The 26364-nt window shown below is 63.3% G+C and carries 31 protein-coding genes; 18 read left to right on the top strand and 13 right to left on the bottom strand.

The features are described 5' to 3' along the window. Positions 1-78: 78 nt before the first annotated feature. A complete protein-coding gene (locus tag EA798_RS17125) occupies positions 79-675 on the top strand; it encodes a hypothetical protein (protein WP_106155323.1) in 597 nt (198 codons plus the stop codon). Here EA798_RS17125 and EA798_RS17130 read toward each other — a convergent pair. Beyond that, positions 662-1411: a DUF72 domain-containing protein gene (locus EA798_RS17130; RefSeq protein ID WP_122099727.1), complete on the bottom strand. Its 750-nt coding sequence runs from the start codon at positions 1409-1411 to the stop codon at positions 662-664. The two genes, EA798_RS17125 and EA798_RS17130, sit on opposite strands and share 14 nt — an antisense overlap. 87 nt (positions 1412-1498) lie before the next feature. Between EA798_RS17130 and EA798_RS17135 the strand changes: the two genes are divergently transcribed. After that, the gene (locus EA798_RS17135) at positions 1499-2287 is read left to right on the top strand and encodes an ion transporter (RefSeq protein ID WP_122099728.1); all 789 of its coding nucleotides are present in this window, start codon (positions 1499-1501) and stop codon (positions 2285-2287) included. A gap of 47 nt (positions 2288-2334) precedes the next feature. Here the strand turns inward: EA798_RS17135 and EA798_RS17140 are convergent, their stop codons facing one another. Continuing rightward, positions 2335-2772 (bottom strand): hypothetical protein, encoded by a 438-nt coding sequence (locus tag EA798_RS17140; RefSeq protein ID WP_122099729.1) that lies wholly within the window; start codon positions 2770-2772, stop codon positions 2335-2337. Between the two features lie 275 nt (positions 2773-3047). Between EA798_RS17140 and EA798_RS17145 the strand changes: the two genes are divergently transcribed. From EA798_RS17145 to glpD, 6 genes are all read left to right on the top strand, one after another. Further along, positions 3048-5408, top strand: coding sequence for an SUV3 family DEAD/DEAH box RNA helicase (locus EA798_RS17145; protein ID WP_122099730.1), 2361 nt, complete (start codon positions 3048-3050; stop codon positions 5406-5408). 75 nt (positions 5409-5483) lie between these two features. Further along, entirely contained in the window at positions 5484-6248 is a 765-nt protein-coding gene (locus EA798_RS17150) for a YoaK family protein (RefSeq protein ID WP_122099731.1), read from the top strand. Between the two features lie 234 nt (positions 6249-6482). Then, entirely contained in the window at positions 6483-7364 is an 882-nt protein-coding gene (locus tag EA798_RS17155; RefSeq protein WP_106155329.1) for an MIP/aquaporin family protein, read from the top strand. A 12-nt stretch (positions 7365-7376) separates the two neighbouring features. Continuing rightward, positions 7377-8885, top strand: coding sequence for a glycerol kinase GlpK (gene glpK / locus EA798_RS17160; RefSeq protein WP_106155330.1), 1509 nt, complete (start codon positions 7377-7379; stop codon positions 8883-8885). 133 nt (positions 8886-9018) lie between these two features. Then, on the top strand, positions 9019-9777 hold the full coding sequence (locus tag EA798_RS17165; protein ID WP_106155331.1) for a DeoR family transcriptional regulator: 759 nt from the start codon (positions 9019-9021) through the stop codon (positions 9775-9777). Positions 9778-10187: 410 nt separating this feature from the next. Further along, positions 10188-11723 carry a glycerol-3-phosphate dehydrogenase gene (gene glpD, locus EA798_RS17170; RefSeq protein WP_122099732.1) on the top strand — a complete coding sequence of 512 codons (1536 nt, stop codon included), beginning with the start codon at positions 10188-10190 and terminating at the stop codon, positions 11721-11723. Positions 11724-11732: 9 nt separating this feature from the next. On the opposite strand, the gene EA798_RS17175 is transcribed toward glpD, so the two are convergent. Both EA798_RS17175 and EA798_RS17180 read right to left on the bottom strand, forming a co-directional pair. Continuing rightward, a complete protein-coding gene (locus tag EA798_RS17175; RefSeq protein WP_106155333.1) occupies positions 11733-12020 on the bottom strand; it encodes a cell division protein ZapA in 288 nt (95 codons plus the stop codon). Continuing rightward, on the bottom strand, positions 12017-12244 hold the full coding sequence (locus EA798_RS17180) for a hypothetical protein (RefSeq protein WP_106155334.1): 228 nt from the start codon (positions 12242-12244) through the stop codon (positions 12017-12019). Before EA798_RS17180 ends, EA798_RS17175 begins: the two co-directional genes overlap by 4 nt. A gap of 159 nt (positions 12245-12403) precedes the next feature. Between EA798_RS17180 and EA798_RS17185 the strand changes: the two genes are divergently transcribed. After that, positions 12404-12685 (top strand): peptidylprolyl isomerase, encoded by a 282-nt coding sequence (locus tag EA798_RS17185; protein WP_106155335.1) that lies wholly within the window; start codon positions 12404-12406, stop codon positions 12683-12685. Between the two features lie 101 nt (positions 12686-12786). Here EA798_RS17185 and EA798_RS17190 read toward each other — a convergent pair whose 3' ends face one another. Next, positions 12787-14382 carry a methyl-accepting chemotaxis protein gene (locus tag EA798_RS17190; RefSeq protein ID WP_122099733.1) on the bottom strand — a complete coding sequence of 532 codons (1596 nt, stop codon included), beginning with the start codon at positions 14380-14382 and terminating at the stop codon, positions 12787-12789. Between the two features lie 299 nt (positions 14383-14681). Here EA798_RS17190 and EA798_RS17195 point away from each other — a divergent pair, with 299 nt between their 5' ends. Further along, positions 14682-15050, top strand: coding sequence for a SpoIIAA family protein (locus EA798_RS17195; protein WP_122099734.1), 369 nt, complete (start codon positions 14682-14684; stop codon positions 15048-15050). Positions 15051-15142: 92 nt separating this feature from the next. Beyond that, positions 15143-15604: a DUF3597 domain-containing protein gene (locus EA798_RS17200; protein WP_122099735.1), complete on the top strand. Its 462-nt coding sequence runs from the start codon at positions 15143-15145 to the stop codon at positions 15602-15604. Between the two features lie 54 nt (positions 15605-15658). On the opposite strand, the gene EA798_RS17205 is transcribed toward EA798_RS17200, so the two are convergent. From EA798_RS17205 to EA798_RS20820, 4 genes are all read right to left on the bottom strand, one after another. Then, positions 15659-16072 (bottom strand): HPF/RaiA family ribosome-associated protein, encoded by a 414-nt coding sequence (locus tag EA798_RS17205; protein WP_106155338.1) that lies wholly within the window; start codon positions 16070-16072, stop codon positions 15659-15661. A gap of 291 nt (positions 16073-16363) precedes the next feature. Then, positions 16364-16624, bottom strand: a complete 261-nt coding sequence (locus EA798_RS17210; protein ID WP_122099736.1) for a hypothetical protein — start codon at positions 16622-16624, stop codon at positions 16364-16366. Between the two features lie 180 nt (positions 16625-16804). Beyond that, entirely contained in the window at positions 16805-17608 is an 804-nt protein-coding gene (locus tag EA798_RS17215; RefSeq protein ID WP_122099737.1) for an inositol monophosphatase family protein, read from the bottom strand. A gap of 90 nt (positions 17609-17698) precedes the next feature. Then, positions 17699-17833: a hypothetical protein gene (locus EA798_RS20820; RefSeq protein ID WP_256075891.1), complete on the bottom strand. Its 135-nt coding sequence runs from the start codon at positions 17831-17833 to the stop codon at positions 17699-17701. Positions 17834-18015: 182 nt separating this feature from the next. Between EA798_RS20820 and EA798_RS17220 the strand changes: the two genes are divergently transcribed. Continuing rightward, positions 18016-18411, top strand: coding sequence for a DUF3597 domain-containing protein (locus tag EA798_RS17220; protein WP_122099738.1), 396 nt, complete (start codon positions 18016-18018; stop codon positions 18409-18411). Positions 18412-18463: 52 nt separating this feature from the next. Here EA798_RS17220 and EA798_RS17225 read toward each other — a convergent pair whose 3' ends face one another. Beyond that, positions 18464-18700, bottom strand: coding sequence for a DUF2789 domain-containing protein (locus tag EA798_RS17225; protein ID WP_106155342.1), 237 nt, complete (start codon positions 18698-18700; stop codon positions 18464-18466). A 121-nt stretch (positions 18701-18821) separates the two neighbouring features. On the opposite strand from EA798_RS17225, the gene EA798_RS17230 reads away from it, so the two are divergent. After that, positions 18822-19754, top strand: a complete 933-nt coding sequence (locus EA798_RS17230; RefSeq protein WP_122099739.1) for a 2-hydroxyacid dehydrogenase — start codon at positions 18822-18824, stop codon at positions 19752-19754. 34 nt (positions 19755-19788) lie between these two features. Here EA798_RS17230 and EA798_RS17235 read toward each other — a convergent pair whose 3' ends face one another. Continuing rightward, complete coding sequence (locus tag EA798_RS17235) at positions 19789-20997, bottom strand: ammonium transporter (protein ID WP_122099740.1); 1209 nt, start codon at positions 20995-20997, stop codon at positions 19789-19791. Between the two features lie 280 nt (positions 20998-21277). Next, positions 21278-22774, bottom strand: a complete 1497-nt coding sequence (dgt, locus tag EA798_RS17240; RefSeq protein ID WP_122099741.1) for a dGTPase — start codon at positions 22772-22774, stop codon at positions 21278-21280. 108 nt (positions 22775-22882) lie between these two features. On the opposite strand from dgt, the gene EA798_RS17245 reads away from it, so the two are divergent. From EA798_RS17245 to EA798_RS20825, 3 genes are all read left to right on the top strand, one after another. Continuing rightward, positions 22883-23080 (top strand): hypothetical protein, encoded by a 198-nt coding sequence (locus EA798_RS17245; RefSeq protein ID WP_122099742.1) that lies wholly within the window; start codon positions 22883-22885, stop codon positions 23078-23080. Positions 23081-23181: 101 nt separating this feature from the next. Then, the gene (locus EA798_RS17250; protein WP_244221296.1) at positions 23182-23790 is read left to right on the top strand and encodes an MOSC domain-containing protein; all 609 of its coding nucleotides are present in this window, start codon (positions 23182-23184) and stop codon (positions 23788-23790) included. Between the two features lie 155 nt (positions 23791-23945). Further along, entirely contained in the window at positions 23946-24080 is a 135-nt protein-coding gene (locus EA798_RS20825) for a hypothetical protein (RefSeq protein WP_256075896.1), read from the top strand. A 38-nt stretch (positions 24081-24118) separates the two neighbouring features. On the opposite strand, the gene EA798_RS17255 is transcribed toward EA798_RS20825, so the two are convergent. Further along, positions 24119-25003, bottom strand: coding sequence for an EamA family transporter (locus EA798_RS17255; RefSeq protein WP_122099744.1), 885 nt, complete (start codon positions 25001-25003; stop codon positions 24119-24121). A gap of 216 nt (positions 25004-25219) precedes the next feature. Between EA798_RS17255 and EA798_RS17260 the strand changes: the two genes are divergently transcribed. Next, a complete protein-coding gene (locus EA798_RS17260) occupies positions 25220-25918 on the top strand; it encodes a YebC/PmpR family DNA-binding transcriptional regulator (RefSeq protein WP_106155349.1) in 699 nt (232 codons plus the stop codon). 98 nt (positions 25919-26016) lie between these two features. Continuing rightward, entirely contained in the window at positions 26017-26361 is a 345-nt protein-coding gene (locus EA798_RS17265) for a YajD family HNH nuclease (RefSeq protein ID WP_015277555.1), read from the top strand. Positions 26362-26364 lie beyond the last annotated feature (3 nt).

The following is a 26364-nucleotide window of genomic DNA, read 5'->3' on the forward strand; positions in this document are numbered from 1 at the left end:
CGTTGCGCCAAAGACTCATGACAGGTACCGAACCACCCATGAATCGCAGCCCCGGCTGCACGCACACGAAGGTGATCCATGAAACAGATTCTGATCGCAGCATTCGATCGCTACGAACAAGCGCAGCAGGTCAAGCAGGAGCTGGTGCAGCAGGGCATCGCCGATGACGACATTCAGCTGTCTGCGGCGATGAACCCGGAACAGGTCGATGGCAGCCGTGTGGAGGTGGTTGGCGAGGAGCCGGATGAGGATGCCACCGCCGCGGACAAGATCGGCAGCTTTTTCAGCAAGCTCTTCGGCGACAGTGCCGACAAGCACGCGGGCCGCTATCCCGAAGCAGCACGTCGAGGTTCTACGGTAGTCACCGTTTCGCTGGATGACGAGGGCCCGGTATCGATGGTCGAGCAGGTCATGGAGCGCAACGGTGCCATCGATATCGACGAGCGCAGCGCCAACTGGGGCGATGCCGACGCGACCCCGGTGACCGCCAGCACCGAGACGCTGACCACCGGCTATCCGGATGCCGCGTCGATCAGCGTCGACCAGCGCGAACTCGACGGCAGCGCAACCCCCGACCGAGGCCAGGACTCCGGTTCGATCCCGGGCCGTGCGGAGAACGAAAAAGCCGGGCGGCGTGACAACACCGCAGGCCGCGTGCGCATCATTCCTCGCTGAACCCGCTAGCCCGCAGCATCGACTGCAACGCCAGCGCATTGTCTACAGCAGCACCGCTGGCGGTGTTGTCGAAGATGCACCAGCTGGGCACACCCGACTGCGCGCATCGGCGCAGTTCGTCAGCCAGGCGCTCCAGCCACTCGGTTGCATAGGCTGAATGGTAGATACGTGGCGAGCCGTGCAGACGGTAATAGCGCATGCCCGCCCAGCCGCCCGGCTGGTCACCCCCGGTAATCGGTGAAGGGTCCGCCGCTACCCGGGCGATGCGCCAACGATCGAGCAAGCCCTCGGCATCCAGCCAACTGGCATGCCGCGGCTCCAGGGCAAGTGGGCCGGCATAACGCTCGCGTAGCGCTTCGAAGAAATCCCCTGCTACCGCGCTTTCGAAGCCGAGCGATGGCGGCAGCTGCAATAGCAGGCAACCGAGTCTGTCGCCAAGCTCGGTCACTTCCTCGAGGAAACGTTCAAGCGCCGCGCCGCAGTCGCGCAATCGCTGTTCATGGGTGATCTGCCGCGGCACCTTTACGCAGAAACTGAAACCCTCCGGCACGCTCGCAGCCCATTTGCGGTAGGTTGCCGGTCGATGCGGACGGTAGAACGAACTGTTGATTTCGACTGCCGAGAATCGCCGAGCGAAGCGCTGCAGATGCGTTCCATCGCTGGGGAACGCCGGCCAGCACGCTCGCGGCAGGCTCCAACCGGCGCAGCCGAGACGAATGCTTTCGCTGGTTTTCATCGAAAATCCTCTTGATCGCGCTGCCAGCGTTGACTGGCATGTGCTTTAAACTTGCGCGCCGCCCGCCCGAGCTCAAACGGTTTATCCATGAAGCAACGCCCCGTCACGCCCTTTCAGATACTCATCCTGGTGCTGTCCATCTATGTGATCGGCGCGCTGGTGGCCGATCTGGTGTTCGATCTGCCCGAGGACATATCGACCCTGCTCGGGTATCTGGACAACATCGTCTGCTTCTTTTTCTTCCTCGACTTCTGGATGCGCCTGCAACAGGCCGAGAACAAGCTGCGCTTCATGCGCTGGGGCTGGATCGATCTGCTGGCCAGCGTACCGGCCGGTGGGCTACAGGCGGCCAAGCTGTTTCGTGCCTTCCAGATTCTGCGGGTGCTGCGGGCGATCAAGTCGCTGCGGCTGATCTGGCGCATCCTGTTTCGCAACCGCGCCGAAGGCATCGTCGCCTCCGCAGCCACGGCAACCATGCTGCTGGTGGCGTTCGGCGCACTGACCATGCTGCTGGTGGAAGCGCCGAACCCGGAGAGTTCGATCAACACGCCGGAAGAGGCGCTGTGGTGGGCATTCGTCACCGTGACCACGGTCGGGTATGGCGACTTCTATCCGGTCACCACCCAGGGGCGCATCGTTGCGGTGCTGTTGATGGTTTCAGGGGTCGGGCTGTTCGGCAGTTTCGCGGCGTACATCGGTTCGCTGTTCGTCGCCGACCGGCACGAGGAAGACAACCGTGAACAACTGGCCGATCGAGAAACCATGCAGCGGTTGCTGCTGCAAGTGGAATGCCTGACCGAGGAAGTGCGCAGCCTGAAGCTGCAGCTTGGTGGCGATCGCCGTGAAGATGGCGATACGGTGGAGCGAGGGAGTTGAGCTGAAAGCCCCCGCACCTTGAAGGCGCAAGGGCTACCGAGGTGCAATCAGTTGGCGAAGTAGGCCTGAGCGCGAGCCACTTCAGCCGGTGTCGGCTTGTACACGGTCCACTGGTCACCGGCATTCTTCTTGTAGCGAACCTCGTTTTTCTCTACGTCGAACTCGTAGAACGGGTAGACCTCACGCAGGTTGTAGAACGCTGCGGGGGCAAAGAACAGGATGTCCGCGACCAGATAGCCACTGTTGAACTTCAACGGAATCAGGCCATACATCGGCTCCATACCCGGCTTCTCGGCACGGAAGCGGTACTGGCCGAAGCTGGTGGCCTTGTAGGTCTTGCTGACGGGGTTCTTCAGCACCAGCGGCGCGTCCTGGTTGATCTTGATGGCAAGATCCGGATCGGTGGAGCGCAGCGAAGTGGTGGCGGTGCAGGCCGAAAGCAGTACGGCACTGACAGCTACGGCAAGAAGGTGTTTGGCGTTCATGTTCAAGTTCCTTGGTGTCCATCGAAAATCGACAGCTCTCATCCACCCGGCTCTACCCGGGCTGTTGGCCATCCATTGCGGCGCGCACTATAGGGCACGGCCAGATAATGGCCAACAGCCATCCTGACGGACGGTTCGCTTTCTTGATTGCCGTCACGCAACAAGAGAAAACACGACACCTGCCCCTATAATCGCCGACCGGTCATGCGCCGCGCCGAGCAAAAAAGCGCATCGCGAGTCGTAGAAAAGAAGACTGATCAGTAAAGGTGTCGATCATGGCCAAGGCCGGCGGTAAGCAGTTCAAATCCATCAGACTCGAGCGTCTGGCACGTTTCCTCGACTGGGCGACGGCGCGCTATCCGGATTTCACCGCGAAGAAGCACCATCAGGAAAAGTGGTTCACGCCTTACGTTGGCTACCCCATCGCCGGTCTGGGTCGCGCGGCCAAGGCGTTCTGGCTGGGGCTGCATGGGCCGGCGGTGGATGATCTGCTGGCAGAACCGGTCGCAGACCAGTTGCTCGATCGGGTTGTCAGCCGAGACCTCGGCGAAATTGCCTGCAGCATCGATCTGTTCGGCAGCGAGAAGACCTTCAGCCTGGGCTCCCCGCCCCATCTGCTGGAACCTGAATGGGCGCTGCGTCTGGACGATAGTCCGCAGCGCGGCGATTTCGCCGGCAACCTGAAACAGGCCGTACAGCGCTATGTGCGCAATCGGCTGCAGGTGCTCGAACGGCCCTTCGCCGAGATGGATGAAGACGAGCGTCAGCGCTGTCTGGCGCGCATTCGACCGGAACTGTCGCGAGTCGATGAGTTCCTGCCGCACGCCGTCGCCACGGTCAACGAGATTCGCCACGAGCTGCGCTATCTGGTGACGCTGCGTCACGGCACGCTCGAGCTGGAACTGCAGCGGCGCATTCCCGCCGACCAGGATCACCTGCTCAGCGCTGCTGAAGTCGAGGCCTGGAAGCGACAGGATCGCGAAGACCTGCAGGCAACGTTCGACCGTATGCTCGAACTCGCCGACGGCTTCGACCTGCAGCAGCTTGGCCACAAGCGTCTCACCGAACTCATCGCGCTCGAACCCGGACGCATGCGCAAGGCGATACGTGCCGCCCGCCGCGAGCATGAAGAGCGCATGGCCTTTGCCGTGCTGCTGGAAAACAACCCGCGCTTCGTCCATTACCACAAGCTCTATCCGGCGCGCCGGCTGACGCGACGCTGGATCGCCCTGCTCGGCCCGACCAACAGCGGCAAGACGCACCGCTCCATCGAGGCGATGGCCGCCGCCGAGCGCGCCATCTATCTTTCGCCGCTGCGCCTGATGGCGCTGGAGAATCAGGAGCGCATCGAGTCGATGGGTGTGCCCTGCTCGCTGGTCACCGGCGAGGAGGAAATCATTCGCGAAGGCGCCACGCACTTCTGCTGCACCGTGGAGGAGTTCGCCCGCTTCCGGCATGAGCACTGGGACGTGGTGGTGGTCGACGAAGTGCAGATGATGGCCGACCCGCAACGTGGCTGGGCCTGGGTCGATGCACTGGTCAGCGCACATACGCCGAAGCTGATGATGACCGGTCCGGCACTGATCGAGCCGTCGCTGCGCACGCTCTGCGAGCTCTGCGAGGACCAGCTGCAGGTGCAGCGCACCAAACGCCTGTCGCCGGTAGAGGTGGCCAAGCACGCCATCACGCTGGAGCGCCTGGAACCCGGCTCGCTGCTGGTGGCGTTCAGCCGCAAGCTGGTGCTGGAACTCAAGGGCATGCTCGAGAGCGCCGGCAAGAGCGTCTCGGTGGTCTACGGCGCATTGTCGCCGGAGGTGCGCCGCGAGCAGGCGCGGCGCTTCCGCGAAGGCGAGGCGGACATCATGGTCGCCACCGACGCGGTCGGCATGGGCCTCAACCTGCCGGCGCACACCCTGTGCTTCTACACCGACGAGAAGTTCGACGGTATCCAGAACCGCCAGCTCAAGGTGCAGGAGGTCAAGCAGATCGGTGGGCGCGCGGGGCGTTTCGGCCACCACGACAGCGGCGAGATCACCGCACTGGATCCGCAGACGCTCAAGTCCATCCGCCGCCTGTTCAACAGCCCGGATGCGCCGGTGGACCTGAGTCAGTTCCAGGTGCGCCCTTCCATCGATCACCTGTCCGCCATTTCCGAACTGATGGGCGAGCCGAGCCTGCTGCGCGCCTGGCTGACCTTCAACCGCAACATCAACTACGGCGAGGCCTTCATTTCGGTGCTGCCGGACGAACTGGCCGAGTGGATCGAGCTGATCGACGACCCGAAGATTCCGCTCTGGCTGCGCTGGACGTTCGCCTGCACGCCGATCCGCGGCGGTTTCGACAGCCCGGCCAGCCAGCATGCCCAGCGCTGGATCAAACGCGTCGCCGAAGGCCACGCCATTCCGATGCCCAAGCTGCTGCTCGGCAGCGACCTGGCCAGCCTGGAAAGCACTCTGCATGTGGTGGAAACCTACCTGCATCTGGCCCGCAGCCTCCCCGAGCACTTCCCCGAGCACGACGACGGCGAGGACGCGCGCAAGCTGCTCAACGATGCCATCACCCGCGAGCTGTCACGCCAGCGCAAGCCACGGGCAGTACGACGCGGCGGCGGCCGCAAGGCCGGACGGCGACGCTGAGAATTTCCGCCAACCGCGATCCAGGCAGGCCAACAGCCCTATAATCGCCGCTTTGCTGCCGAGCGCGAGCCTGCCATGCCGATCAAGTACGCCCGTCGCCTGACCGATCGTCGACGGTCCGCACACAGCAATCGTCAGCTTGGCCTGTGCCTCGCCTTTGTCGCGGGCGCCGCCAACGCCGGCGGGTTCATTGCGGTCCAGCAGTACACCTCGCACATGACCGGTATCGTTTCGGCAATGGCCGACAACCTGGCCCTCGGTGCCACCGATCTGGCGCTGGCGGGTTTTGGTGCCCTGCTCTCGTTCATCCTCGGCGCCATGTGCTCGACGCTGATGATCAACTTCTCGCGGCGCCGCCGCCTGCATAGCCAGTACGCGCTACCGCTGGCGCTGGAAGCCGTACTGTTGCTGCTGTTCGGTATCCTCGGGGCACGGCTGATGGCGGTCCCAGGCTTCTTCGTACCGCTGACGGTGGTGCTGCTGTGCTTCATCATGGGTCTGCAGAACGCGATCATCACCAAGCTTTCCAACGCCGAGGTGCGCACCACGCACATCACCGGAATGGTGACCGACATCGGTATCGAGCTGGGCCGGCTGATCTATTTCAACCGCAATCGTCATGACGACATGCCACCGGTCCGGGCCAACCGACAGCGCCTGCGTATCAACCTGCTGATGGTGATGAGTTTCTTCACCGGCGGGTTGACTGGCGCGATCGGCTTCAAGCACTTCGGCTTCCTCGCCACCGTCCCGCTGGCCGCTCTGCTGCTGGCACTGGCTCTGGTGCCGATGGCTGACGATCTGCTGCTCGGCTGGCGGCTCTGGCGGCGTAAGCACTGAGGCACCGACGGCTTCCGATTCCCGCCCGATGAACAGGCTTTATCGGTCACAGCGTTCCTTCCGGGGTGCAGACCGACAGCAAGAGCCAGCATTTGTTCCCGCAGAAAACCCGCAAAATGTTCGAATTTTTACTTTGACAGCGGCATTCTTTGCCTCTAAGTTTTCGTTTCCGAACAATTCCGAACCAATGCAGTGCTCGGAATAAAACAAAAACAAATGAACGAGGCTCCGCGCATGAGTACGCCCATCGTCCCGACGCTAAAGGGACAATGCATCGCCGAATTTCTCGGCACTGCCCTTCTCATCTTCTTCGGTACCGGCTGCGTCGCCGCGCTCAAGCTCGGCGGCGCCGACCTGGGGCTGTGGGAAATCAGCATCATCTGGGGCATCGGCGTTTCGATGGCGGTGTACCTTGCCGCCGGCGTCTCCGGTGCCCATCTGAACCCGGCTGTCACCATCGCATTGTGGCTGTTCGGCACATTCGAACGGCACCGGGTGCCGGCTTACATCCTCGCGCAGGTGGCCGGCGCCTTCTGTTCCGCGGCGCTGGTCTACGGACTGTACAGCAGCCTGTTTTTCGATTTCGAACAGGCCCAGCAGATGGTGCGTGGCAGTGTCGAGAGCCTCGAACTCGCGTCGGTCTTCTCCACCTACCCGCACGCCTCGTTGTCGTTCGGTCAGGCGTTCCTTGTGGAAGTGGTCATCACGGCCATTCTGCTGGCGATGATCATGGCCATCACCGACGACGGCAATGGCCTGCCCAGCGGCCCGCTCGCACCTTTGCTGATCGGCCTGCTGATCGCCGTGATCGGCGGCGCGATGGGACCGCTGACCGGTTTTGCGATGAATCCGGCGCGGGATTTCGGGCCTAAACTGATGACCTTCCTGGCCGGTTGGGGCGATGTGGCCTTTACCGGAGGGCGAGACATCCCGTACTTCCTGGTTCCGATCTTCGCCCCGATTCTCGGCGCCTGCCTCGGCGCTGCCGGTTACAAGGCACTCATCTGCCGACACCTGCCGGGCGTTGGCTCTGCCGCCTGCGATGCACCCAAACCCAAGGAAAAGGCCTCTGCCGAAATGGGCGCCGCCCAGCCCGATATCAGCAAAGTTCGCTAAGGAAACGACGCCATGAGCAACCAGAACAAGCAATTCATCGTCGCCCTCGACCAGGGCACCACCAGCTCCCGTGCCATCGTGCTGGACCGCAACGCCAATGTGGTGACCATCGCCCAGCGCGAGTTCGCGCAGATCTACCCGCAGCCGAGCTGGGTCGAGCATGACCCCATGGAAATCTGGGCGACCCAGAGCGGCGTGTTCGTCGAAGCCCTGGCCCAGGCCGGCATCACCAACGAGCAGGTGGCGGCCATCGGTATCACCAACCAGCGCGAGACCGCCATCGTCTGGGACAAGGTCACCGGCAGGCCTATCTACAACGCCATCGTCTGGCAGAGCCGCCAGAGCACGCCGATCTGCGACCAGCTCAAGCGCGACGGCATGGAAGAGCACATCCGCAAGACCACCGGCCTGGTGATCGACCCCTACTTCTCCGGCACTAAGATCAAGTGGATTCTCGATCACGTCGAAGGCAGCCGCGAGCGCGCCCGCCGTGGCGAGCTGCTGTTCGGCACCGTCGATTGCTGGCTGATCTGGAAGATGACCCAGGGCAAGGCCCACGTCACCGACTACACCAACGCCTCGCGCACGCTGCTGTTCGATATCCACAAACTGGACTGGGACCCGGTGATGCTCGAAGCGCTGGATATCCCGCGCGAAATGCTGCCGGAAGTGCGCTCCTCCTCGGAGATCTACGGCCACGCCTACATCGGCTCTGGCCAGAGCACCGGCATTCCCATCGCGGGTATCGCCGGCGACCAGCAGGCCGCGCTGTTCGGCCAGATGTGCGTCGAACCCGGGCAGGCCAAGAACACCTACGGCACCGGCTGCTTCCTGCTGATGAATACCGGGACCAAGGCAGTGCAGTCCGAACATGGTCTGCTGACGACCATCGCCTGCGGGCCGCGGGGCGAAGTGAATTACGCGCTGGAAGGCGCCATCTTCAATGGCGGCTCCACCGTGCAGTGGCTGCGTGACGAACTGAAGGTACTCAACGAATCGCTGGATTCGGAGTACTTCGCCACCAAGGTGCCGGACAGCAACGGCATCTACCTGGTGCCAGCCTTCACCGGCCTTGGCGCGCCCTACTGGGACCCGCGTGCCCGCGGCGCGCTGTTCGGCCTGACCCGCGGGGTCAAGGTCGACCACCTGATCCGTGCGGCGCTGGAGTCCATCGCTTACCAGACCCGCGACGTACTCGATGCCATGCAGCAGGATGCCGGCGAGCGCCTGCGCGCCCTGCGCGTGGACGGCGGCGCAGTGGCCAACAACTTCCTCATGCAGTTCCAGGCCGACCTGCTCGGCACCCAGGTCGAACGCCCGCAGATGAAGGAAACCACCGCCCTTGGTGCGGCCTACCTGGCCGGGCTGGCGACCGGTTTCTGGAGCGATCTCGACGAGTTGCGCAGCAAGAGCAGCATCGAGCGGGTGTTCGAACCGGCGTGCGGAAGTGAACAGCGCGAAGCGCTCTATCGCGGCTGGCAGAAGGCGGTCGACCGTACGCGCAACTGGGCCGAAGACTGATCCGACGGACAACAGACCTGCCTCTGGAGGGTTTCGGAGACAGGCCTGGGATGTGCGAATTCGAACAGCCGGCGCTTTAATCGAACGCCAGACTACGGCATGCTTCCCGCACAACCGCGAACAAGGAAGCCTCATGAGCCTGGCGCCCCGACAGCAGAACATTCTGGAACTCGTGCGCGAGCGCGGCTACGTGAGCATCGACGAGCTGGCACGGCATTTCGCCGTCACGCCGCAGACCATCCGCCGCGACATCAATCAGCTCGGCGATGCCGGCCTGCTGCGGCGCTACCACGGTGGCGCGGCCTACGACTCCAGCGTACAGAACACCGCCTACAGCCAGCGCGCGCACCAGATGCGCGACGAGAAGTTGCGCATCGCCGCCGCCATGGCCGCGCGCATCCCCGACCAGGCTTCGCTGTTCATCAATATCGGCACCACCACCGAAGCCATCGCCCGCGCCCTGCTCAACCACCGCGACCTGAAGATCATCACCAATGATCTGCACGTGGCGAGCATTCTCAGCACCAAGGAAGACTTCGACGTGCTGATCGCCGGCGGCAACGTGCGCAGCGACGGCGGCGTGGTGGGCCAGGCTACCGCGGACTTCATCAGCCAGTTCAAGGTCGATTTCGCCCTGATCGGCATCAGCGGCATCGACGAGGACGGCACCCTGCTCGACTTCGACTACCAGGAGGTCCGCGTCTCCCAGGCGATCATCCACAACGCACGCAAGGTCTTCCTCGCCGCGGACTCCAGCAAGTTCGGCCGCAGTGCCATGACGCGTCTGGGTTCGCTGGAACAGATCGATTGCCTGTTCACCGACACGGCACCTTCCGAGGTGTTCGCCGAGCTGCTGGCCCGCCACAAGGTACAGCTGGAAATCGCCGAGTAGGCTGGACCGCCTGCATTCCCGGCCTGGCCAACCCACCGATCAGGTGACGTTGAACCTGTAGCTGCGATCTCGACCGCGTATTGCAGCCAGCCTACCGTTACAACGGACACGCAGCATCCGCTGAATGGGCGCTGCTCCGGTCCCCATGCAAGCGCTGTCTCTCGACCCTCCGCGCCGCTGTGTAGCCAGCTGGCTCGGTGTCCTCAAGGTCGGAAAACCTCCGCAAGATCAACCGGAGTCGCCGACGTAAGCACGCGGCTCCGCACGTTCGCGTTGGCAGACTACACGACCCTCGACTTTCGAATATTTTCCTTTTTATCGATTTCGAACATTTTATGCTTTCGCGTGGATTCTTTTGCGAATAGCATGTTCAAAACCGAACATGAACTTTCGTTTCCGAGGAGAAGCCCGTGCCACATCCCGTTCAGCCCGTCTCCGAGCTCTATGACGTCGCCGTGATCGGCGGCGGTATCAATGGTGTCGGCATCGCGGCCGATGCCGCCGGCCGAGGGCTGTCGGTGTTCCTTTGCGAACGCGACGACCTGGCCAGCCATACGTCATCGGCGAGCAGCAAGCTCATCCACGGCGGGCTGCGCTATCTGGAACACTACGAATTCCGACTCGTCCGTGAGGCACTGGCCGAGCGAGAGGTGTTGCTGGCCAAGGCACCGCACATCGTCAAACCGATGCGCTTCGTGCTGCCGCACCGCCCTCACCTGCGCCCGGCCTGGATGATCCGCGCCGGGCTGTTCCTCTACGACAACCTGGGCATGCGCAAGAAGCTGCCGGCATCGCGGGGTTTGCGTTTCGGCAGCGATAGCCCGCTCAAGCCGGCGATCACCCGCGGCTTCGAATACTCCGACTGCTGGGTCGACGACGCACGCCTGGTGGTGCTCAACGCCATGGCCGCGCGGGAAAAAGGTGCGCATATCCATACCCGCACGCAGTGCCTGAGCGCCAAGCGTGCCGGTGGCATCTGGGATGTCGAGCTGCAGCGCGAGGATGGCAGTCGCTTTTCCTTGCGCGCCAAGGCACTGGTCAATGCGGCCGGTCCCTGGGTCGCACAGTTCATTGGCGAGCATCTGCAGCAGCGCTCGCCGTACGGCATCCGCCTGATTCAGGGCAGTCACATCATCGTGCCCAAGCTGTATGAAGGCGAGCAGGCCTACATCATGCAGAACGAGGATCGGCGCATCGTCTTCGCCATTCCTTACCTCGATCGCTACACCATGATCGGCACCACGGACCGCGAATATCACGGCGACCCGGCCAAAGTGAGCATCAGCGAGGAAGAGATCGCCTACGTACTGGGCGTGGCCAACACGCACTTTCGCCAGCAGCTGGAATCCAGGGACGTCGTGCATACCTTCGCCGGCGTCAGGCCGCTATGCGACGACGAGTCGGATAATCCGTCCGCGGTTACCCGCGATTACACCCTGTCGCTGGCGGCGGAAGACAAGCAGGCACCGCTGCTTTCGGTGTTCGGCGGCAAGCTGACCACCTACCGCAAGCTCGCCGAGTCAGCGATGGCGCAGCTCAAGCCATTCTTCCCGGCCATGGGTGAAAGCTGGACGGCGCAGGCGGCACTGCCTGGCGGCGAAGGCATGAGCACGGCAGAAGCACTCACCGAAGAGCTGGTGGCCAAGGTGCAGGGGCTGAAACTGCCGCTGGCCAAGCGCTGGGCAACCCTCTACGGCAATCGGGTATGGCGCATGCTGGGCGAAGCGCGCTCGCTCGATGCACTGGGCGAGGATCTCGGCCAGCAGCTGTACGCGCAGGAAGTCGAGTACCTTCGCCGCGAGGAGTGGGCAACCCAGGTTGACGATATCCTCTGGCGCCGCACCAAGCTCGGACTGGCCTTCAGCGAGCCGGAAAAGGCTCGCCTGGCGCGCTACCTGACAGAGCGGCCAGTCAGCGAAGCCTCGCGCAGCAGCGACGCTGCCTGAGGCAGCCGCTCAGCCTTGCGCCTCGAGCTGCTGGCTGATCCGCGCGACGCTGGCGGCGATGCGTTGCTCGACATCCTGCATCTGCTCCTGCTGTTGCAGGAGCGGAACGCAGAGGTTCAGAGCGGTCAGCACCAGCAACTTGTCGCCCGTGGCATTGGGGAACTGCCGCTGACTGTCCGCCAGACGCTGCTGCAGCATGGCTGCAGCTTCCTGCAACAAGGTGTCCTGGCTGGGCGGGGCTCTAAACGAGTACTCGCGACCGAACACCTTGAGTACCTGAACGCCATCCGCCGTCATGCGGCGTTGCTGCCGGTCGCTCGCTCCAGCAGCGCCTGCAACCTGGCCAGGGTTGCGCCCTGCTTGTCTTCCTGCTCCAGCGCAGCCAGTTGCAGGTTGTCATTCTCCTCGCGCGCTTGCAGCAGCTGCTGCTCAAGCAGGGCGCAGTGCTGGCTGAGGTTCTGGTTGCGCTGCAGCAGATCGTTGATGACGGTTTCGAGTTGCGCGAGGGTGGTATCAAGCATGGAGCGTTTTCCGGGTCCGGTGAAAAAGCGCGCGAGAGTAACCGAAAGCACTGCGGTCGGGGGCCTTCATTGCGCCGTCAGCAGTGCCATCGCCGACCCGGTCGCCAAGAGAATCGGTTTGCGGTAGCCTCGGCGGCCTATTTCAAGAGGAGCTTTCCCATGGCACGTGCAACCGCCCGTCACATCCTGGTTTCCACCGAAGCCAAGTGCAATGAACTCAAGGCCGCCATCGAAGCGGGTGCTGACTTCGCCGAAGTCGCCAAGGAGAATTCCAGCTGCCCATCCAGTCGCCAGGGCGGCGATCTGGGCTCGTTCGGCCCCGGTCAGATGGTCAAGGAGTTCGATACTGTGGTCTTCAGCGCCCCGATCAATGTCGTGCAGGGCCCGGTGAAGACGCAGTTCGGCTATCACCTGCTGGAAGTGACCAGCCGCCAGGACTGATCGCCTCGTCCCTGCACACAAGGTGCAGGGACGCCTCCCGCATCACGCCGAAAGAGGCGCCCCTCCCCGCAGCAGCACCTCCCCGCTACGCCTGCTACCGGTCACGACTCCAGACGGAAGCGCCCGGTCAGTGCCTTGAGGCCTTTCATGCTCTGCATGATGGTATTGCCCGATGCCGCCGTATCCTGCGTGACGCCTGCTGCCTGATCGGCAACCTGGGCGATGCGTGTCAGCGACTGATTCATGTCTTCTGCAACCTGCGACTGCTCCTCGGCGGCCGTGGCGATCTGGTTGGTCATCCCGCGAATGGTCTGAACTGCACCGACGATCTGCCCCAACGCATGCTGGGCTGCCTCGATCTGGGTGAGTGTGGTCGCGCTGCTCTGGCGCGACGCATCCATGGCCTGACCGGCGCGAGTCGCCTGGCTCTGCAGGCGCTCGACCAGTACGCCAACCTCCTTGGCCGAGCTCTGCGTGCGACTGGCCAGGCTGCGTACTTCGTCGGCAACCACTGCGAAACCGCGGCCCTGTTCACCGGCACGGGCAGCCTCGATGGCGGCGTTGAGCGCCAGCAGGTTGGTCTGCTCGGCGATTCCGCTGATCACATTGAGCACCTTGCCGATCTCGTGGCTGTCCTGGACCAGCTGCTGCATCACGTCGGACAGGCCGTCGACATGGCCGCTGAGGGTGCGGATGGCGCCGACCGATTCATTCATCACGGCGCTGCCGGCGTTGGTTTCCTGCTCGGCCACGTCGGCCGCACTGGCAGCCTCGACGGTGCTACGTGCGACCTCGTGCGAGGTCGCCAGCATTTCGTTCATGGCGGTCGCGACCTGATCGATCTCGGCCTGCTGCCCTTCCACGTTGCGCGCGCTGTCACCGGCCAGACCAGCCATGCGCACGCACTGCGCGTCAGCATCGTCAGCGGCCTGCCGCACGCCCTTGATCATCTCGCCCACCTGGCCCAGCAGGCGGTTGTAGGCCAGGGTGATCATGCCCATCTCGTCATCGGCATGCCGCACCTGCAGCGGCGCGGAAAAGTCGCCCTGGCTGACCTTCTCCAGACGCCCGCGCAGCTCGTCGATCTGCAGCATCAGCCAGTTCATGCCGGCGATCCGTCCGAGAATGACCAGCAGCAGGATGCACAGCGTCGAACCGAGGGCGACCCAGAGTTGCTGCGACGCGCTGCGATTGGCGTCAGCGGAAATCAGCGACACGACCTCATTGGCCGCGGCGAGAATATCGTTGGAGTCGGTAGCGATGGCCTTCACATCGGCGCCCTGACCTGCTGCCAACGCCTGCACGGCTGGACGGTAGCGTTGCCAGATCTGGTCGACACGCTGCAGGTGCGGTTTCGCGCTGGCCAGCTCCACGGGCGCAATGCCCTGGGCATGGTCGCCGTTGAGCAGCAGCCGATGCGACTGCTCGAAACGCTGGATGGTTTTATCCACGTCGGCCGGGCCGCCAATGCCCTGCGCGGCCAGCAGGGCCTCCTTCATCATCTTCTGGCTGAGCATGCGCTGCGCACCGGCCATATCGATCTGGCTGGCGTCCTTGCTGGACATGAACAACACGCCGGCGGTCAATGCCGCGCAAAAGAAGATCAGGCTGTAGGAGAAGAAGAACTGATGGTTGATGGTACGCAGACCCAGTCCGCGTAAAAGGGCCTGGATGACGTTCGCCAAGGTGCTGGTCATGGAATGTTCCAACTACGGAAAAGGTTGCGTCGTCAGCGTCGAAATGACGCTGCACTCATCCGGTTCTCGGCCGCCAACGGGGCAACTTGATACCACTGGTCAGGCATCTTGAGGCCAGACACCACGCGGCTTCCGCCCATTCGCCGGCACGCAGTGAACGACTGGTCACGTACTGACCCAGGTCAACGAAACGGCCCGCGGCAGGGCTGATCTTTTTGGCCCGACCATGGCACAGCGACTATGGTCAGATAACGCGAGATGACTCGCAGAAGTTATGGATTTCGACCGAGGGCCAAGTCATGTTTCAGGTATCACGCAGAGGCGAAAACCGCATCGATATCGACTTCTCCGGCAAGCTGGACAGCCAGGCCATGCGCGCCGCGCTGGACGACCTGCTGTTCAAGTCCGAAGGCATCAGCAATGGCCGGATGCTCTATCGCATCGGCGATTTCGACCTGCCCACGCTCGGCGCCGTCGGGGTGGAGTTGTCGCGCCTGCCGCAATTGTTCCGCTTCATCCGCCGCTTCGATCGTTGCGCGGTGATCGCCGGCAAGGAATGGCTGCGCAAGGCTAGCGAGGTCGAAGGCGCATTGATCCCGGGGCTTACGATCAAGGCCTTCGATCTGCACCAGGAAGCCGAGGCGCTCGCCTGGCTGGAACATGGATAACGCCGGGTTAACGCAACGACCCGACCTGTGGAAGCGAATGCCCCGCCCTGCCTGGCTGTCGAATGCGGACATCAACAGCACGGAGAACGGACATGGGACTTTTCGATACGATCAAGGCGAAGCTCGGCCTGGGCGATGTCTCCAACGAGGCACAGACCAAGGCCGCTGTGCCGCCGGCAGACGCCACGCACTCAAGCGCCGAAGGCATTACCCTGAGTGACAGACCGACCACCACCGACAACGCGACCATCGCTCCGCACAACGACCTGAATCAGACCTCGGGCACGACCCGTGGTGTCGATGTGGTGGCGCAGCTGGAAGCCAAGGCGGCGCAGCATCCCGAAGCACTCAACTGGCGCACCTCGATCGTGGATCTGCTGAAATTGCTCGGACTCGATAGCAGCATGGAATCGCGCCGTGAACTGGCAACCGAACTCGGCTGCCCGCCGGAGCAGATGGCCGACTCAGCGCAGATGAACATGTGGCTGCACCGGGCGGTGATGAAGAAGCTGGCTGAGAACGGCGGCAGCATTCCGCCGGAACTGCTGCACTAACTGCTGGGTTGGATGTGCGAAGGGCCTTCCGAGGAAGGCCCTTGCCTGGGTGACTTATGAGATGCGGACCTGCTCGTCCGCCAGGAAATCTTCCTCCAGCAGCGCATCGCGTTCGGCGACCGCACCGTCGATCATCTGCGGTTGGCTGCCGCCGCGCTTGCTGCGCAATTTGCCGAACTGGTGCGCCAGGGCATTGTTCAGCTTGTCGACCGCACCATCGATCGCCAATTCCAGCGACTCGGCTTTGTGCGTAACGGAAATCGGCTGCAGCCCCTTCGGACGCGCTTCGATCTGGCAGCGCTTATCGTGGGCGCCGGCCTTGTCACCGTTTTCATCGTTGAGGTGGACGACGACGCGAGTCAGCTCGTCGTCGAACCGGTCCAGCTTGCTTGCGACACTGGCACTGACCCAATCCGCCAGACGGGCACTGCCTTCGATGTGGTTATCGCTGTGAACCTGGATTTGCATAAGTCGTCCTTACTTCCGCTTATGAGCACCACCGTTGCCAGTGGCTTGGTAATAGCTATGCCACCGTTTCGCTGAATAAGCAACGGCCAAGATGTCGCCAAAGCTTTTCTCGCCTGACGCAAATTTCGCTTTGCTATCCGAAACTTAGCGCGATCGCCGCCATTGCTCGCGTGAAGCTGGACAGATGCCGGCAGCCAATGGGGTGCAACTATTTGTGTGCAGCTGGCGCCAGGACGATCGCCCCTGCGTCGGACAGCAGACGCCCGACGCAGGAGCGGATGATCGCAGGCGCTACGCGGCGTGCTGGAACAGCTGTCGGCCATGGTCGAGGTGCTGGTCAACCAGCCATTTGCCATGGGCGATGGACAGTCGCTGAGCCTTGCCCAGCTCGTCCATGAACGCATGTTCAAGCGGCAGTGGCATGCGGCGGGTGACGTTGCCGGCGGAGTCGGTGATCCGGCAGCCGCCCGCCCAGGGGGTCGGGGTGCCGGGATACTCCATCACCTCGGCAGTGATGAGGTGGTCGCGGTAGGTGCATTGCATCATGGTCATGATCGTTACCTCGCTCTGTGCGGGCAGCCATCAGAACACGCAGGTGGTTCGGGCCTGATGGGCCGCCGATGTCCCCCTGTAAACAGGCCGATTTCGCCGGCCCAATGCGTCAGAACGGTATAGCACAGGCTGTGCGGCCTGTGCCGACGGGTACAGGCGGGTCGACGAACGTCGATCGACTCAGGCGTCCAGCGACGGACCGATGAGTTCGCTCAGCTGCCGATACACGCCCGGCGCCGCCACCAGATAGGGGTTGCCCCTGAGCAAGCCATCATTACGGAAGAAGTCGTTGCGCAGGCCGCCTGCCTCGGCCACCAGCACCAGCCCGGCAAGGCAATCCCAGCTCTTGAGTTCGGTTTCGTAGTAGCCGATCAAGCGCCCTGCAGCGACATAGGCGGTCATCAGTGCGCCAGAGCCGTTGCGGATGAACATGCCGCCTTCGGCCAGGAGTTTTTCCAGAAACGGAATGAAGTGCTCCTTGCCGCGCGGGTGGAAGGTACCGGCGCCGGTCAGCCCCTCGCGCACATGGGTCGCGGCGCTGGCCTTGAGCCGGGTCTGGTTGACGTACGCGCCACGGCCCACGCAACCGTGAAACAGCTCGTCATGGTTGGGATCGGCAATCGCGCCGATATGGGGCTCGCCGTCGATCAGAAGGCCGATGGAGACGCACCAGTTGTGCAAACCGTTGACGAAGCAGGCCGTACCGTCGATGGGGTCGATGACCCAGACGCAGCGCGCCTTGAGATCGGCCGAACCGCTCTCCTCGCCGAGGAAGCCGTCCTGCGGGAACTGCTCGGCCAGCCGTGCGCGAATGAAATCCTCGATGCCTTTGTCAGCAATGCTGACCACATCCTGCTGGTCGCTGCCCTTGTGCTCGACGTCCAGCGTCTCGCGCTGGCGGTAGTAGTCCATGCCGAGCTGCGCAGCCTCCAGCGCAAGGCGCTTGGCACAGGCATAGCGGGCATCGATGTCGAGGTTGCTCATGGTGCGGTTCCCAGGCAAAAAAGCGGCATTCTAGACAGGCGTGGCGTGCAGCACGAGGGCAGCGGGCGCTCCCGCCACCGGCAGCACGCTTCAGCCAACGACGCCGGGCTGGGTCGGGTAGTTTCCCAGCATGGCAGGGCCGCACTCGCCCACGCAGCGCAGGCTCTGGTTGTCGCTGACGGGATGCCCCTGACGTGTCGTGAGGGTTCGGCGTTCTTCGGTCATGACAACTCCGCTTCGGTACCTTGGAAATCTTTAGGTTCCTCGGCGGCGAGCGCGTTCGCTCTGATGCTGCCGTGTCTGACGAGCGTTGTCCGCACCAGAGCAGACGCTGCAGCCGCGACGAATCAGGCAGCCGGCGGTCCTATCTGCGAGCCACGGCTCACCCACGCAGACAGGAGATTCCCATGGGCTTGTTCAACTCGATACTGGAAAAGATCGGCCTCGGCCAGGCGCACGCCGCGCCGGATTCCACCGCACCCACCACGCCTCCAGAAGCCTCGACAGGCGGCGCCGGGGCGCTCGCCACACCGGCCGTGGATCAGGTGGACGTCGCCGCCAAGCTCGACGGCATGGCGCACAACCACCCCGAAAAACTCAACTGGCGCACCTCCATCGTCGATCTGCTGAAATTGCTCGGCCTGGACAGCAGCCTGACGGCGCGCAAGGAGCTGGCGAGCGAACTGGGTTGCCCAGCCGACAAGATGACCGACTCGGCACAGATGAACATGTGGCTGCACAAGACAGTGCTGAACAAGCTGGCCGACAACGGTGGCAACGTCCCGGCCGATCTGCTGGATTGAACTGCGCGCAATCGGCCTCGGGCTGCGGCGCTTGCCGCAGCCCGGGGGGCCATCAGTGCTCGTGCATGCGCACGTTCAGCTCGTCGACGATGGGCGCCCACTCCGCATCCTCGGCCCACTCGTCGCGTAGCAGCGCACGCTGCGAGTCGTTCCAGACCGGGGCGTCAGCCAGCCGGACGTCTTCCGGCAAGCGCCCGTGCTTGCCGATGAACGCATCGATACTGGCAGGATCGGACGCCAGACCAAGCTGCTCGAACAGGGTGCCAAGATCTTTGTTAGGTAATTCCATGGTGCTCTCCCAGGGGCTCGTTAAACGGCCGAAAGGCGCATCGCGCGCGTTCCGCTACTTGCCTATTCAGAGGTCCGCCGGCTCAGTACAGTTCCGCCTGGCCCTACGAGGAATGCACCGCATGGACATACTGCTTAGCGGCAGCTTCGACGATGCCGAGCGTGACGCCTGGCGCGCCGAACTGCAGGACGCCCTGCCCGAGGCCCGTTGGCACCTGACCGCAACGCCGGAGAATGCCGGCCTGATCACAGCGGCGGTGGTCGCCAATCCCCTGCCGGGCTCGCTGCAAGGGCTGCCCAATCTGCGCCTGATCCAGTCGTTGTGGGCCGGGGTGGACCGCCTGCTGAACGATCCGACCCTGCCCGACGTGCCGGTGGCACGCATGGTCGATCCCGCCATGAGTGCGGCCATGGCTGAAACCGCGCTGTGGGCGACGCTCTCGCTGCACCGGCGCTTCTACGCCTACGCGCAGCAACAGCACGCGCGCGAATGGCAGCAGCTGCCACAACGACGTGCCGATGAGATCCAGGTGACGCTGCTCGGCACGGGGCAGATGGGCCGAGCCTGTGCCATGCGCCTGCTCGCCTTGGGCTACCGGATGACAGGCTGGAATCTGCGCGGCGGTACGCTTGAGGGGCTGCCACTCGAACACGGCATGGACGCGCTCTGGCCGCTACTCGCCCGTAGCGACATCGTGATCAACCTGCTGCCCTTGACTGCACAGACCAGCGAGCTGCTGGATCAACGCTTCTTCAATGCCCTGCGTCCCGGCGCCGGGCTGGTCAACCTGGCACGCGGCGGGCATCTGGTCGAGGCGGATCTGCTGCGGGCACTGGCCAGCGCCCAGGTCAGCCATGCCGTGCTGGACGTGTTCCGCAACGAGCCGCTGCCGTCGGACCATCCCTTCTGGAGCCATCCGCAGGTAACCGTGCTCCCGCACGTGGCTGCTGCAACGGACATGCGCAGCGCCGCACGGATCGTCGTGCAGAACCTGAGAGCGCTACGTGATGCCCAGCCGTTGAGTGACCTGGTGGAACGCAGCCGCGGCTATTGAAGCGCGGCTGCGGGGCCAGACGCGACCGAGTGCTTCAATCCTGGCTCAGTGCGCCGATCCGGTGAATGGAGAGGTCCGCGCCGTTGAATTCCTCTTCCTGGCTCAAGCGTATGCCTGTGGTCACCTTCAGCAAGCCGTAGACGCCGAAGCCGCCCAGCAGCGCCACCAGCATGCCCAGGCCGCTGCCGATCACCTGGCTGATCAGGCTCACCCCACCCAGCCCGCCCAGTGCCGCCTGACCGAAGATTCCACAGGCCACCCCGCCCCAGATCCCGCACAAGCCATGCAATGGCCATACACCCAGCACATCGTCGATCTTCCAGCGGTTCTGCGTGGCGGTGAACGCCCAGACGAACAGCGCGCCTGCGATCGCACCGGTGGCCAACGCGCCGACAGGATGCATCAGGTCGGAACCGGCACAGACCGCCACCAGCCCGGCCAGCGGCCCATTGTGCAGGAAGCCCGGGTCGTTGCGCCCGGCCAGCCATGCCGCGGCGGTTCCGCCAACCATCGCCATCAACGAGTTGACCGCCACCAGCCCGCTGATGCCTTCGATGGATTGCGCGCTCATCACGTTGAAGCCGAACCAGCCTACGATAAGAATCCACGAGCCCAACGCGAGGAACGGAATGTTCGACGGCGCGAACGCCACCAGTCTGCCGTCCCGATAACGACCGTTGCGCCGCCCCAGCAGGACCACCGCACCGAAGGCCAGCCATCCACCCATGGCGTGCACCACCACGGAGCCGGCGAAGTCATGGAACGATGCACCGAACCGGTGCTCGAGCCAGGCCTGAAGGCCGAAATTGCCGTTCCAGATCAGCCCTTCGAAGAACGGATAGACGAACGCGACGATCAGCAGCGTTGCACATAGCTGCGGACCGAAACGCGCGCGCTCGGCGATGCCACCGGAAATGATCGCCGGAATGGCCGCGGCGAACGTCAATAGGAAGAAGAACTTCACCAGCGCGTAGCCATGGTCCAGCACCAGCTGATCCGCTGGCTGCATGAAGGTGACGCCGTAGGCGACCCAGTAACCAATGAAGAAATACGCCAGGGTGGATACGGCGAAATCGGTGATGATTTTCGACAGGGCATTGACCTGATTCTTCAGGCGCACCGTGCCGACTTCGAGAAAGGCAAAGCCGGCGTGCATGGCCAGCACCATCACAGCGCCAATCAGGATGAACAGGGTATTGGAGCCGTGAACCAGGGTTTGCACGGCACTGTCGAGGTTTTCCATGGATGACTACAGCCTCAGCGGGTACTACGCACCAAAACGGTAACCACGACCCGGCGCACGCACCGAGATGCATCACTGCGCCATGACTGATTACCATCACCTGCAGCCGACGGTCGCTTCGAGCATGCCGCCCGAGCGTCGTTAATCCTTTGTAATCAATAGATTATGGATTTTACCGGTTTCCCGCCGTGCGCCATTGCGGGGCTTGCACGACGACTGCTGCACCAAGCGATAGCAATGCCCGTACCAATCCTGGTTACAGCCCTGGTGCAGCGCACGGTCAGAGTGCGGACAGTGCGCGGTACTCGTCCTGGGCGAGCTGGTCGGTCATACCGCTGATGTAGTCCTGCAGCATCCGGTTGCGGTAGTAGAACTCCCACAGTGGCCAATCGGCCGCTTGCTCGCCGTGGTCCTTGAGGGCTTCGTGATAGGCCTTGACCAGCTGGTTGGGCAGACGCCGCGCAAGCATCTGCAGGTGGGGTTCGCTGCGGCAGGTGCCGAGGGTAAGAGCATCGAATACCGTTGCCGGCACGCGCAACAGCGGCGCATAGAACTCCAGCAGGCCCTGGAGAATGCGATAGCCCTGCAACTGCAGCGTCTCGACCTCGCGGTGGCAGAACACCTTGTCCATCGCGACATCCTTGAAAGTCTGCACGATGGCGTTGGCCAGGCTGTCGTCCTCCAGCAACGCACGGTCGAGGGTGCCGTGATAGACGGCCTCGATGTTGTCGACGAATTGCCGCGCAGCATGCTGAACCAGCGGATGGACCAGGCTCACCCGCAGCCAGATGAAGAACTCGCCAGCCTTGTTGATCGGCTCCTTGTGCGCCCGCTCAAGCGCGTAGTTGACCATGGTGCGGAAGCTGCGCTCCGGCCCCGGCACCGGCGCATCCACCGAACCATGCAGGGCGAACTTGTCGAGCAACAGCTTCGCCAGCTGTTCGATGCTGAAAATGCCCTTCTCCACCGAATCCTCGATATCGGCCAGGCAATAGGCGATGTCATCGGCGGCTTCCATCACGTACGCCAGCGGGTGACGGGTGCACGGCTGCATGTCGAGCGTGGCCTGCAAGGTACGCACGAAGGGTTCCTCGGACAGGTAGAAACCGGGTTTTTTCAGCAGATAGGCGCCAGGCGTCCCCTTCGCCGGCCTGGCCTGATAGGCAGGACGAACGTATTTGAGCAGGCCGGCGGTCTGCGTGAAGGTCAGGTTCAGCCGCTGCAGCGAAACCACCAACCGAACCGCCTGGGCGTTGCCTTCGAAGTGCTTGAGGTCGACCAGCATCCGTTTGCGCAATTCGGCGTCGCCCTGCCCCGGCGTCACAGCGGCAGTGAACAGCGCGTCGAGGTGACGCACGAACCACTCGCCGATGGCGTACTCACCAAAATGGCCGAACGGCGGATTGCCGATGTCGTGCATCAGGCAGGTCATTTCGACCAGGCTCTGCAGTGCTGGCTCAAGCCCGTCCAGGCCAAACTCGGCAGCCCTGTCGCCAAGCTGCTTGTAGAGCGTGCGGACGATGAAGCGGCCGGTCTGCTGCACTTCCAGCGAGTGCGTCAGCCGGCTGCGTACCGCGGCATTGCGCTCCAGCGGGAAGACCTGGGTCTTCTGCTGCAGGCGACGCACCGCGGCAGAGTTGATGATGCGCCCGCGGTCGCTCTCCAGTTGGTCCAACAGGGCGTCGAGGTTGCCGTCGCTGGCCCGCTGGCCTGCCTCACCCTTGCCATAGGGGCGCTGGCGGGAGATTTTGTGCTTGAAGTTCACGGACACCGGCATGCATCGTTCTCGCGGCGCTAAAAATATGAGCCATCGAGCCTAACGCGAGCGTTGCGGGTTTACCATCGCCGCCCCTTTCATCGCCAAGCACGGCGACGGAGACGATTCGTGAGTCGAGCAGCTTTTCATCAGAACAACGCCGAGCGCGCCCGCGCCGAAGCCCAACGGCTGTTGGACCAGCAAGCGGCCCTTGGCTCGCGCTGGCTGGCCTGGGTCGCCACCGAGCTGTATCAGCTCAGCCCGCCGGAATATACCGCGATGGTGCGTCGCGAACTGGAACGGCTGAACCAGGCACAGCAGCCTTGAGCGAGCGCTTTGCGACCACCCCGCTGCATTCCTGGGCGGTCAGCGGTCCGCTGCTGTGCGAGCGGTTTTCGTCACTACCCGGCAGTAGCAAGGCCACCGCCATGGACAAGCGGACAAGCACGGGCCCGCTCTGGCTCGGAATGACCGGTTTGCAGGGTGATCGGGTTGCCGACCAGCGCTTTCACGCAGGCCCGGATCGCACGCTCTGTCATTATCCGACGCAGCATTACGTTTACTGGGCCCAACGCTTCCCGCAGTTGCGCACACGGCTTGCTCTAGGCGCCTTCGGCGAAAACCTGGGCGGCGAACAGCTTGATGAGCATCAGGTATGCATCGGCGACCGGCTGCGCTGGGGCGACGCGCTCATAGAACTGAGCCAGCCGCGCTCGCCCTGCGTCAGGCTGGACAACCGGCACGGCTTGCGTGGCCTGGCACGGCAGCTGTCGGCGAGCGGTCGTACCGGCTGGCTGTACCGGACCCTCGAGGAAGGAACAGTGCACCCGGGCGACAGCTTGCAACTGCTAGAACGGCCATACCCCGCCATCAGCGTCGCGCATGTCTGGCATTGCTTTCTCGATCCGATGCTGGCGGATGAAACACTGCTGCAACTGGCCGAGCTGCCACGCCTTGCCACGCACTATCGGACGATATTCCGCCAGCGCTACGACGCTCGCCGCGGCCAGCGAGACCAGCGCAGCCTGTTCGACTGAGCCCAGGACAAAGCATTACGTGCATTGCAGCGCAGCAGTGCCATACTGCAGCGGTCACGGAAGACACCAGACCGAAACAGACGCCGCTCCACCAGCGGCAGCCAGGTCTGCAAGCATCAGGAACCTGTCCAGCCGCGCAATCAGAGGTGAACACCATGAGCAAGGGAATGGACGCGAAAAAGAGTGGCAAGAAAAAGCCGATGAAAACGGCTCAAGAGAAACGTATGGCAAAGCGCGACAAGAAGGGTGGCTCCACCACGCTGCTCGGCGCTCACGCCGCCACCCATTGAAGCCAGTTACTGCTACGCCCGGTCTGACGCCGGGCGTTTCAGGCCTTGGCAAGGCGCAGCCGGCCCAATAGCCAGCCGCCGCAGACATTCACAGCCAGCCCTATCATCACCAGCAACGCCCCGCCCAACTGCCACGTCCCCAGCCGCTCGCCCAGCAGCACACTGGCCGAAGTCAGCCCGACTACCGGCACCAGCAGCGAAAATGGCGCCACCTGATTCGCCGGATAGCGCGACAACAGGCGACTCCACAGGCCATAGCCAAGAATCGTCGCACCGAAGGCCAGGTATGCGAGCACCAGAATCGTCTGCCAGCCGATGCCGCGCAGCGCCGTCTCGATCACCTGCGGCCCCTCGAGCCATAGCGACAGCGCCAGAAAGGGCAATGGCGGCACCAGACTGCCCCAGACCACAAGACCGACGAGATTCACCTTGCCGACCTTGCGCGTGACGATGTTGCCCAGCGCCCACATGGACGCCGCACAGATAGTCAGCACGAACCCGCTCAAGGTCATGCCCAGCCCGCTTTGCGCGCCGATCAGCGCCAGGCCGCAGGCCGCTATGACCAGGCCCAGCAGGTTGGCTGCGCGTATCCGCTCGCCGAGAAGCATTGCGGCGAAGAACAACGTGAAGAACGCCTGTGACTGCAGCACAAGCGACGCCAGCCCTGCCGGCATGCCGTACTTCATGGCAGTGAACAGGAAGGCGAACTGCCCCAGCGAAATGGTCAGCCCGTACGCCAGCATCCAGCGCAATGGCACTTGCGGCCGTTTGATGAAGAACACTGCCGGCACCGCCGCCAGCAGGAAGCGCAGCGCCCCAAGCAGCATCGGCGGCACATCATCCAGGCCGATCATGATGACCACGAAGTTCATGCCCCAGACGATGATGACAACCAACGCAAGCAGCAGGTCCCGAGGCGACATGGCGACGCACCTTGTTACGCAAAGGTCCATTAGAGCTTCGACCGCTATCGAACAGTCCATACAGTCGCAACCCAATTGAGCGGCACAGTCGCCATCGCACCGCCGATCGGACCGTAACGCGACCCGCTGCCCGGCTTGCCCACCACCCGGCGACGAAACCCGTATGGACGCTATAGAATCCGCGCCTGGTTTCATCACATTTCGACGGGGACGAGCATGGGCGCACAGTGGAAAGCGAAGCATAAGGAAGCGGCGGCGAACGCCAAGGGCAGGATCTTCGGCAAGCTGTCGAAGGAAATCATGATCGCAGCCCGCAGCGGTGCCGACCCCGACATGAATCCGCGTCTGCGCCTGGTTGTCGAACAAGCCAAGAAGGCCTCGATGCCCAAGGACACCCTCGAGCGCGCCATCAAGAAAGGGGCCGGCCTCAGCGGTGAAGTGGTTCATTACGAGCGCACCCTCTACGAAGGCTTCGCTCCGCACCAGGTGCCGCTGATCGTTGAATGCCTGACCGACAACGTGAACCGTACCGTCGCCGAGATCCGCGTACTGTTCCGCAAGGGCCAGCTGGGCTCCTCCGGCTCGGTGAGCTGGGACTTCGACCATGTCGGCATGATCGAGGCAGCTCCTCAGGGCGACGCCGACGCCGAAATGGCCGCCATCGAGGCCGGGGCCCAGGATTTCGAAGCGGCAGATGACGGTGCCACGCTGTTCATCACCGAACCGACCGATCTCGACGCCGTCTGCAAGGCGCTGCCGGAGTTCGGCTTTACGGTGCAGTCGGCACAACTGGGTTATCGCCCGAAGAACCCGGTCAGCCTGTCCGGCGCGGAGCTCGAAGAAGTCGAAGCCTTCCTCGAAGCCATCGATGCCCACGACGACGTGCAGAACGTCTATGTCGGCCTGGCTGGCTGACCGCCATCGGCTTAACTGAGGCTGTTCCTGCCCCACTCGTTGTGACGGGCAAACGGGAACGGCCTCTGAAGAACAACGTGATCCGGCGAGGATTGACGATGAGTACCAGCAAACCCACCACGCCCTACAGCCAGCGCGAGCAGGGCTACCGGGAAAAAGCACTGAAGATGTATCCGTGGGTCTGCGGGCGTTGCGCCCGGGAGTTTTCCGGCAAGCGCCTGAGTGAACTGACGGTCCATCACAAGGACCACAATCACGACAACAACCCGGAGGATGGCTCGAACTGGGAGCTGCTCTGCCTGTACTGCCACGACAATGAGCATTCCCGTTACACGGATAACCAGTACCAGGCCGAAGCCCGCCCCGGCAGCGACCTTGGTCCGAAGGAAACCTTCAAGGCCTTCGCCAACCTGGCCGACCTGCTCAAGGGCAAACAGGGCTGATCG

The sequence above is a fragment of the Pseudomonas songnenensis genome, from assembly GCF_003696315.1.
GTDB lineage: Bacteria > Pseudomonadota > Gammaproteobacteria > Pseudomonadales > Pseudomonadaceae > Stutzerimonas > Stutzerimonas songnenensis.

Coding starts and splice junctions, on each gene's coding strand:
- EA798_RS17250 (WP_244221296.1), top strand. CDS start 23,182: ATGGACAAGCGGACAAGCACGGGCCCGCTCTGGCTCGGAATGACCGGT.
- EA798_RS17190 (WP_122099733.1), bottom strand. CDS start 14,382: ATGACCAGCACCTTGGCGAACGTCATCCAGGCCCTTTTACGCGGACTG.
- EA798_RS20825 (WP_256075896.1), top strand. CDS start 23,946: ATGAGCAAGGGAATGGACGCGAAAAAGAGTGGCAAGAAAAAGCCGATG.
- EA798_RS17235 (WP_122099740.1), bottom strand. CDS start 20,997: ATGGAAAACCTCGACAGTGCCGTGCAAACCCTGGTTCACGGCTCCAAT.
- EA798_RS17165 (WP_106155331.1), top strand. CDS start 9,019: ATGAGCCTGGCGCCCCGACAGCAGAACATTCTGGAACTCGTGCGCGAG.
- EA798_RS17265 (WP_015277555.1), top strand. CDS start 26,017: ATGAGTACCAGCAAACCCACCACGCCCTACAGCCAGCGCGAGCAGGGC.
- EA798_RS17130 (WP_122099727.1), bottom strand. CDS start 1,411: ATGAAAACCAGCGAAAGCATTCGTCTCGGCTGCGCCGGTTGGAGCCTG.
- EA798_RS17260 (WP_106155349.1), top strand. CDS start 25,220: ATGGGCGCACAGTGGAAAGCGAAGCATAAGGAAGCGGCGGCGAACGCC.
- EA798_RS17215 (WP_122099737.1), bottom strand. CDS start 17,608: ATGAGCAACCTCGACATCGATGCCCGCTATGCCTGTGCCAAGCGCCTT.
- EA798_RS17230 (WP_122099739.1), top strand. CDS start 18,822: ATGGACATACTGCTTAGCGGCAGCTTCGACGATGCCGAGCGTGACGCC.
- EA798_RS17200 (WP_122099735.1), top strand. CDS start 15,143: ATGGGACTTTTCGATACGATCAAGGCGAAGCTCGGCCTGGGCGATGTC.
- EA798_RS17145 (WP_122099730.1), top strand. CDS start 3,048: ATGGCCAAGGCCGGCGGTAAGCAGTTCAAATCCATCAGACTCGAGCGT.
- EA798_RS17255 (WP_122099744.1), bottom strand. CDS start 25,003: ATGTCGCCTCGGGACCTGCTGCTTGCGTTGGTTGTCATCATCGTCTGG.
- EA798_RS17150 (WP_122099731.1), top strand. CDS start 5,484: ATGCCGATCAAGTACGCCCGTCGCCTGACCGATCGTCGACGGTCCGCA.
- EA798_RS17185 (WP_106155335.1), top strand. CDS start 12,404: ATGGCACGTGCAACCGCCCGTCACATCCTGGTTTCCACCGAAGCCAAG.
- EA798_RS20820 (WP_256075891.1), bottom strand. CDS start 17,833: ATGACCGAAGAACGCCGAACCCTCACGACACGTCAGGGGCATCCCGTC.
- EA798_RS17155 (WP_106155329.1), top strand. CDS start 6,483: ATGAGTACGCCCATCGTCCCGACGCTAAAGGGACAATGCATCGCCGAA.
- EA798_RS17205 (WP_106155338.1), bottom strand. CDS start 16,072: ATGCAAATCCAGGTTCACAGCGATAACCACATCGAAGGCAGTGCCCGT.
- EA798_RS17220 (WP_122099738.1), top strand. CDS start 18,016: ATGGGCTTGTTCAACTCGATACTGGAAAAGATCGGCCTCGGCCAGGCG.
- EA798_RS17140 (WP_122099729.1), bottom strand. CDS start 2,772: ATGAACGCCAAACACCTTCTTGCCGTAGCTGTCAGTGCCGTACTGCTT.
- EA798_RS17125 (WP_106155323.1), top strand. CDS start 79: ATGAAACAGATTCTGATCGCAGCATTCGATCGCTACGAACAAGCGCAG.
- EA798_RS17180 (WP_106155334.1), bottom strand. CDS start 12,244: ATGCTTGATACCACCCTCGCGCAACTCGAAACCGTCATCAACGATCTG.
- glpK (WP_106155330.1), top strand. CDS start 7,377: ATGAGCAACCAGAACAAGCAATTCATCGTCGCCCTCGACCAGGGCACC.
- EA798_RS17135 (WP_122099728.1), top strand. CDS start 1,499: ATGAAGCAACGCCCCGTCACGCCCTTTCAGATACTCATCCTGGTGCTG.
- EA798_RS17210 (WP_122099736.1), bottom strand. CDS start 16,624: ATGACCATGATGCAATGCACCTACCGCGACCACCTCATCACTGCCGAG.
- EA798_RS17225 (WP_106155342.1), bottom strand. CDS start 18,700: ATGGAATTACCTAACAAAGATCTTGGCACCCTGTTCGAGCAGCTTGGT.
- EA798_RS17195 (WP_122099734.1), top strand. CDS start 14,682: ATGTTTCAGGTATCACGCAGAGGCGAAAACCGCATCGATATCGACTTC.
- dgt (WP_122099741.1), bottom strand. CDS start 22,774: ATGCCGGTGTCCGTGAACTTCAAGCACAAAATCTCCCGCCAGCGCCCC.
- EA798_RS17175 (WP_106155333.1), bottom strand. CDS start 12,020: ATGACGGCGGATGGCGTTCAGGTACTCAAGGTGTTCGGTCGCGAGTAC.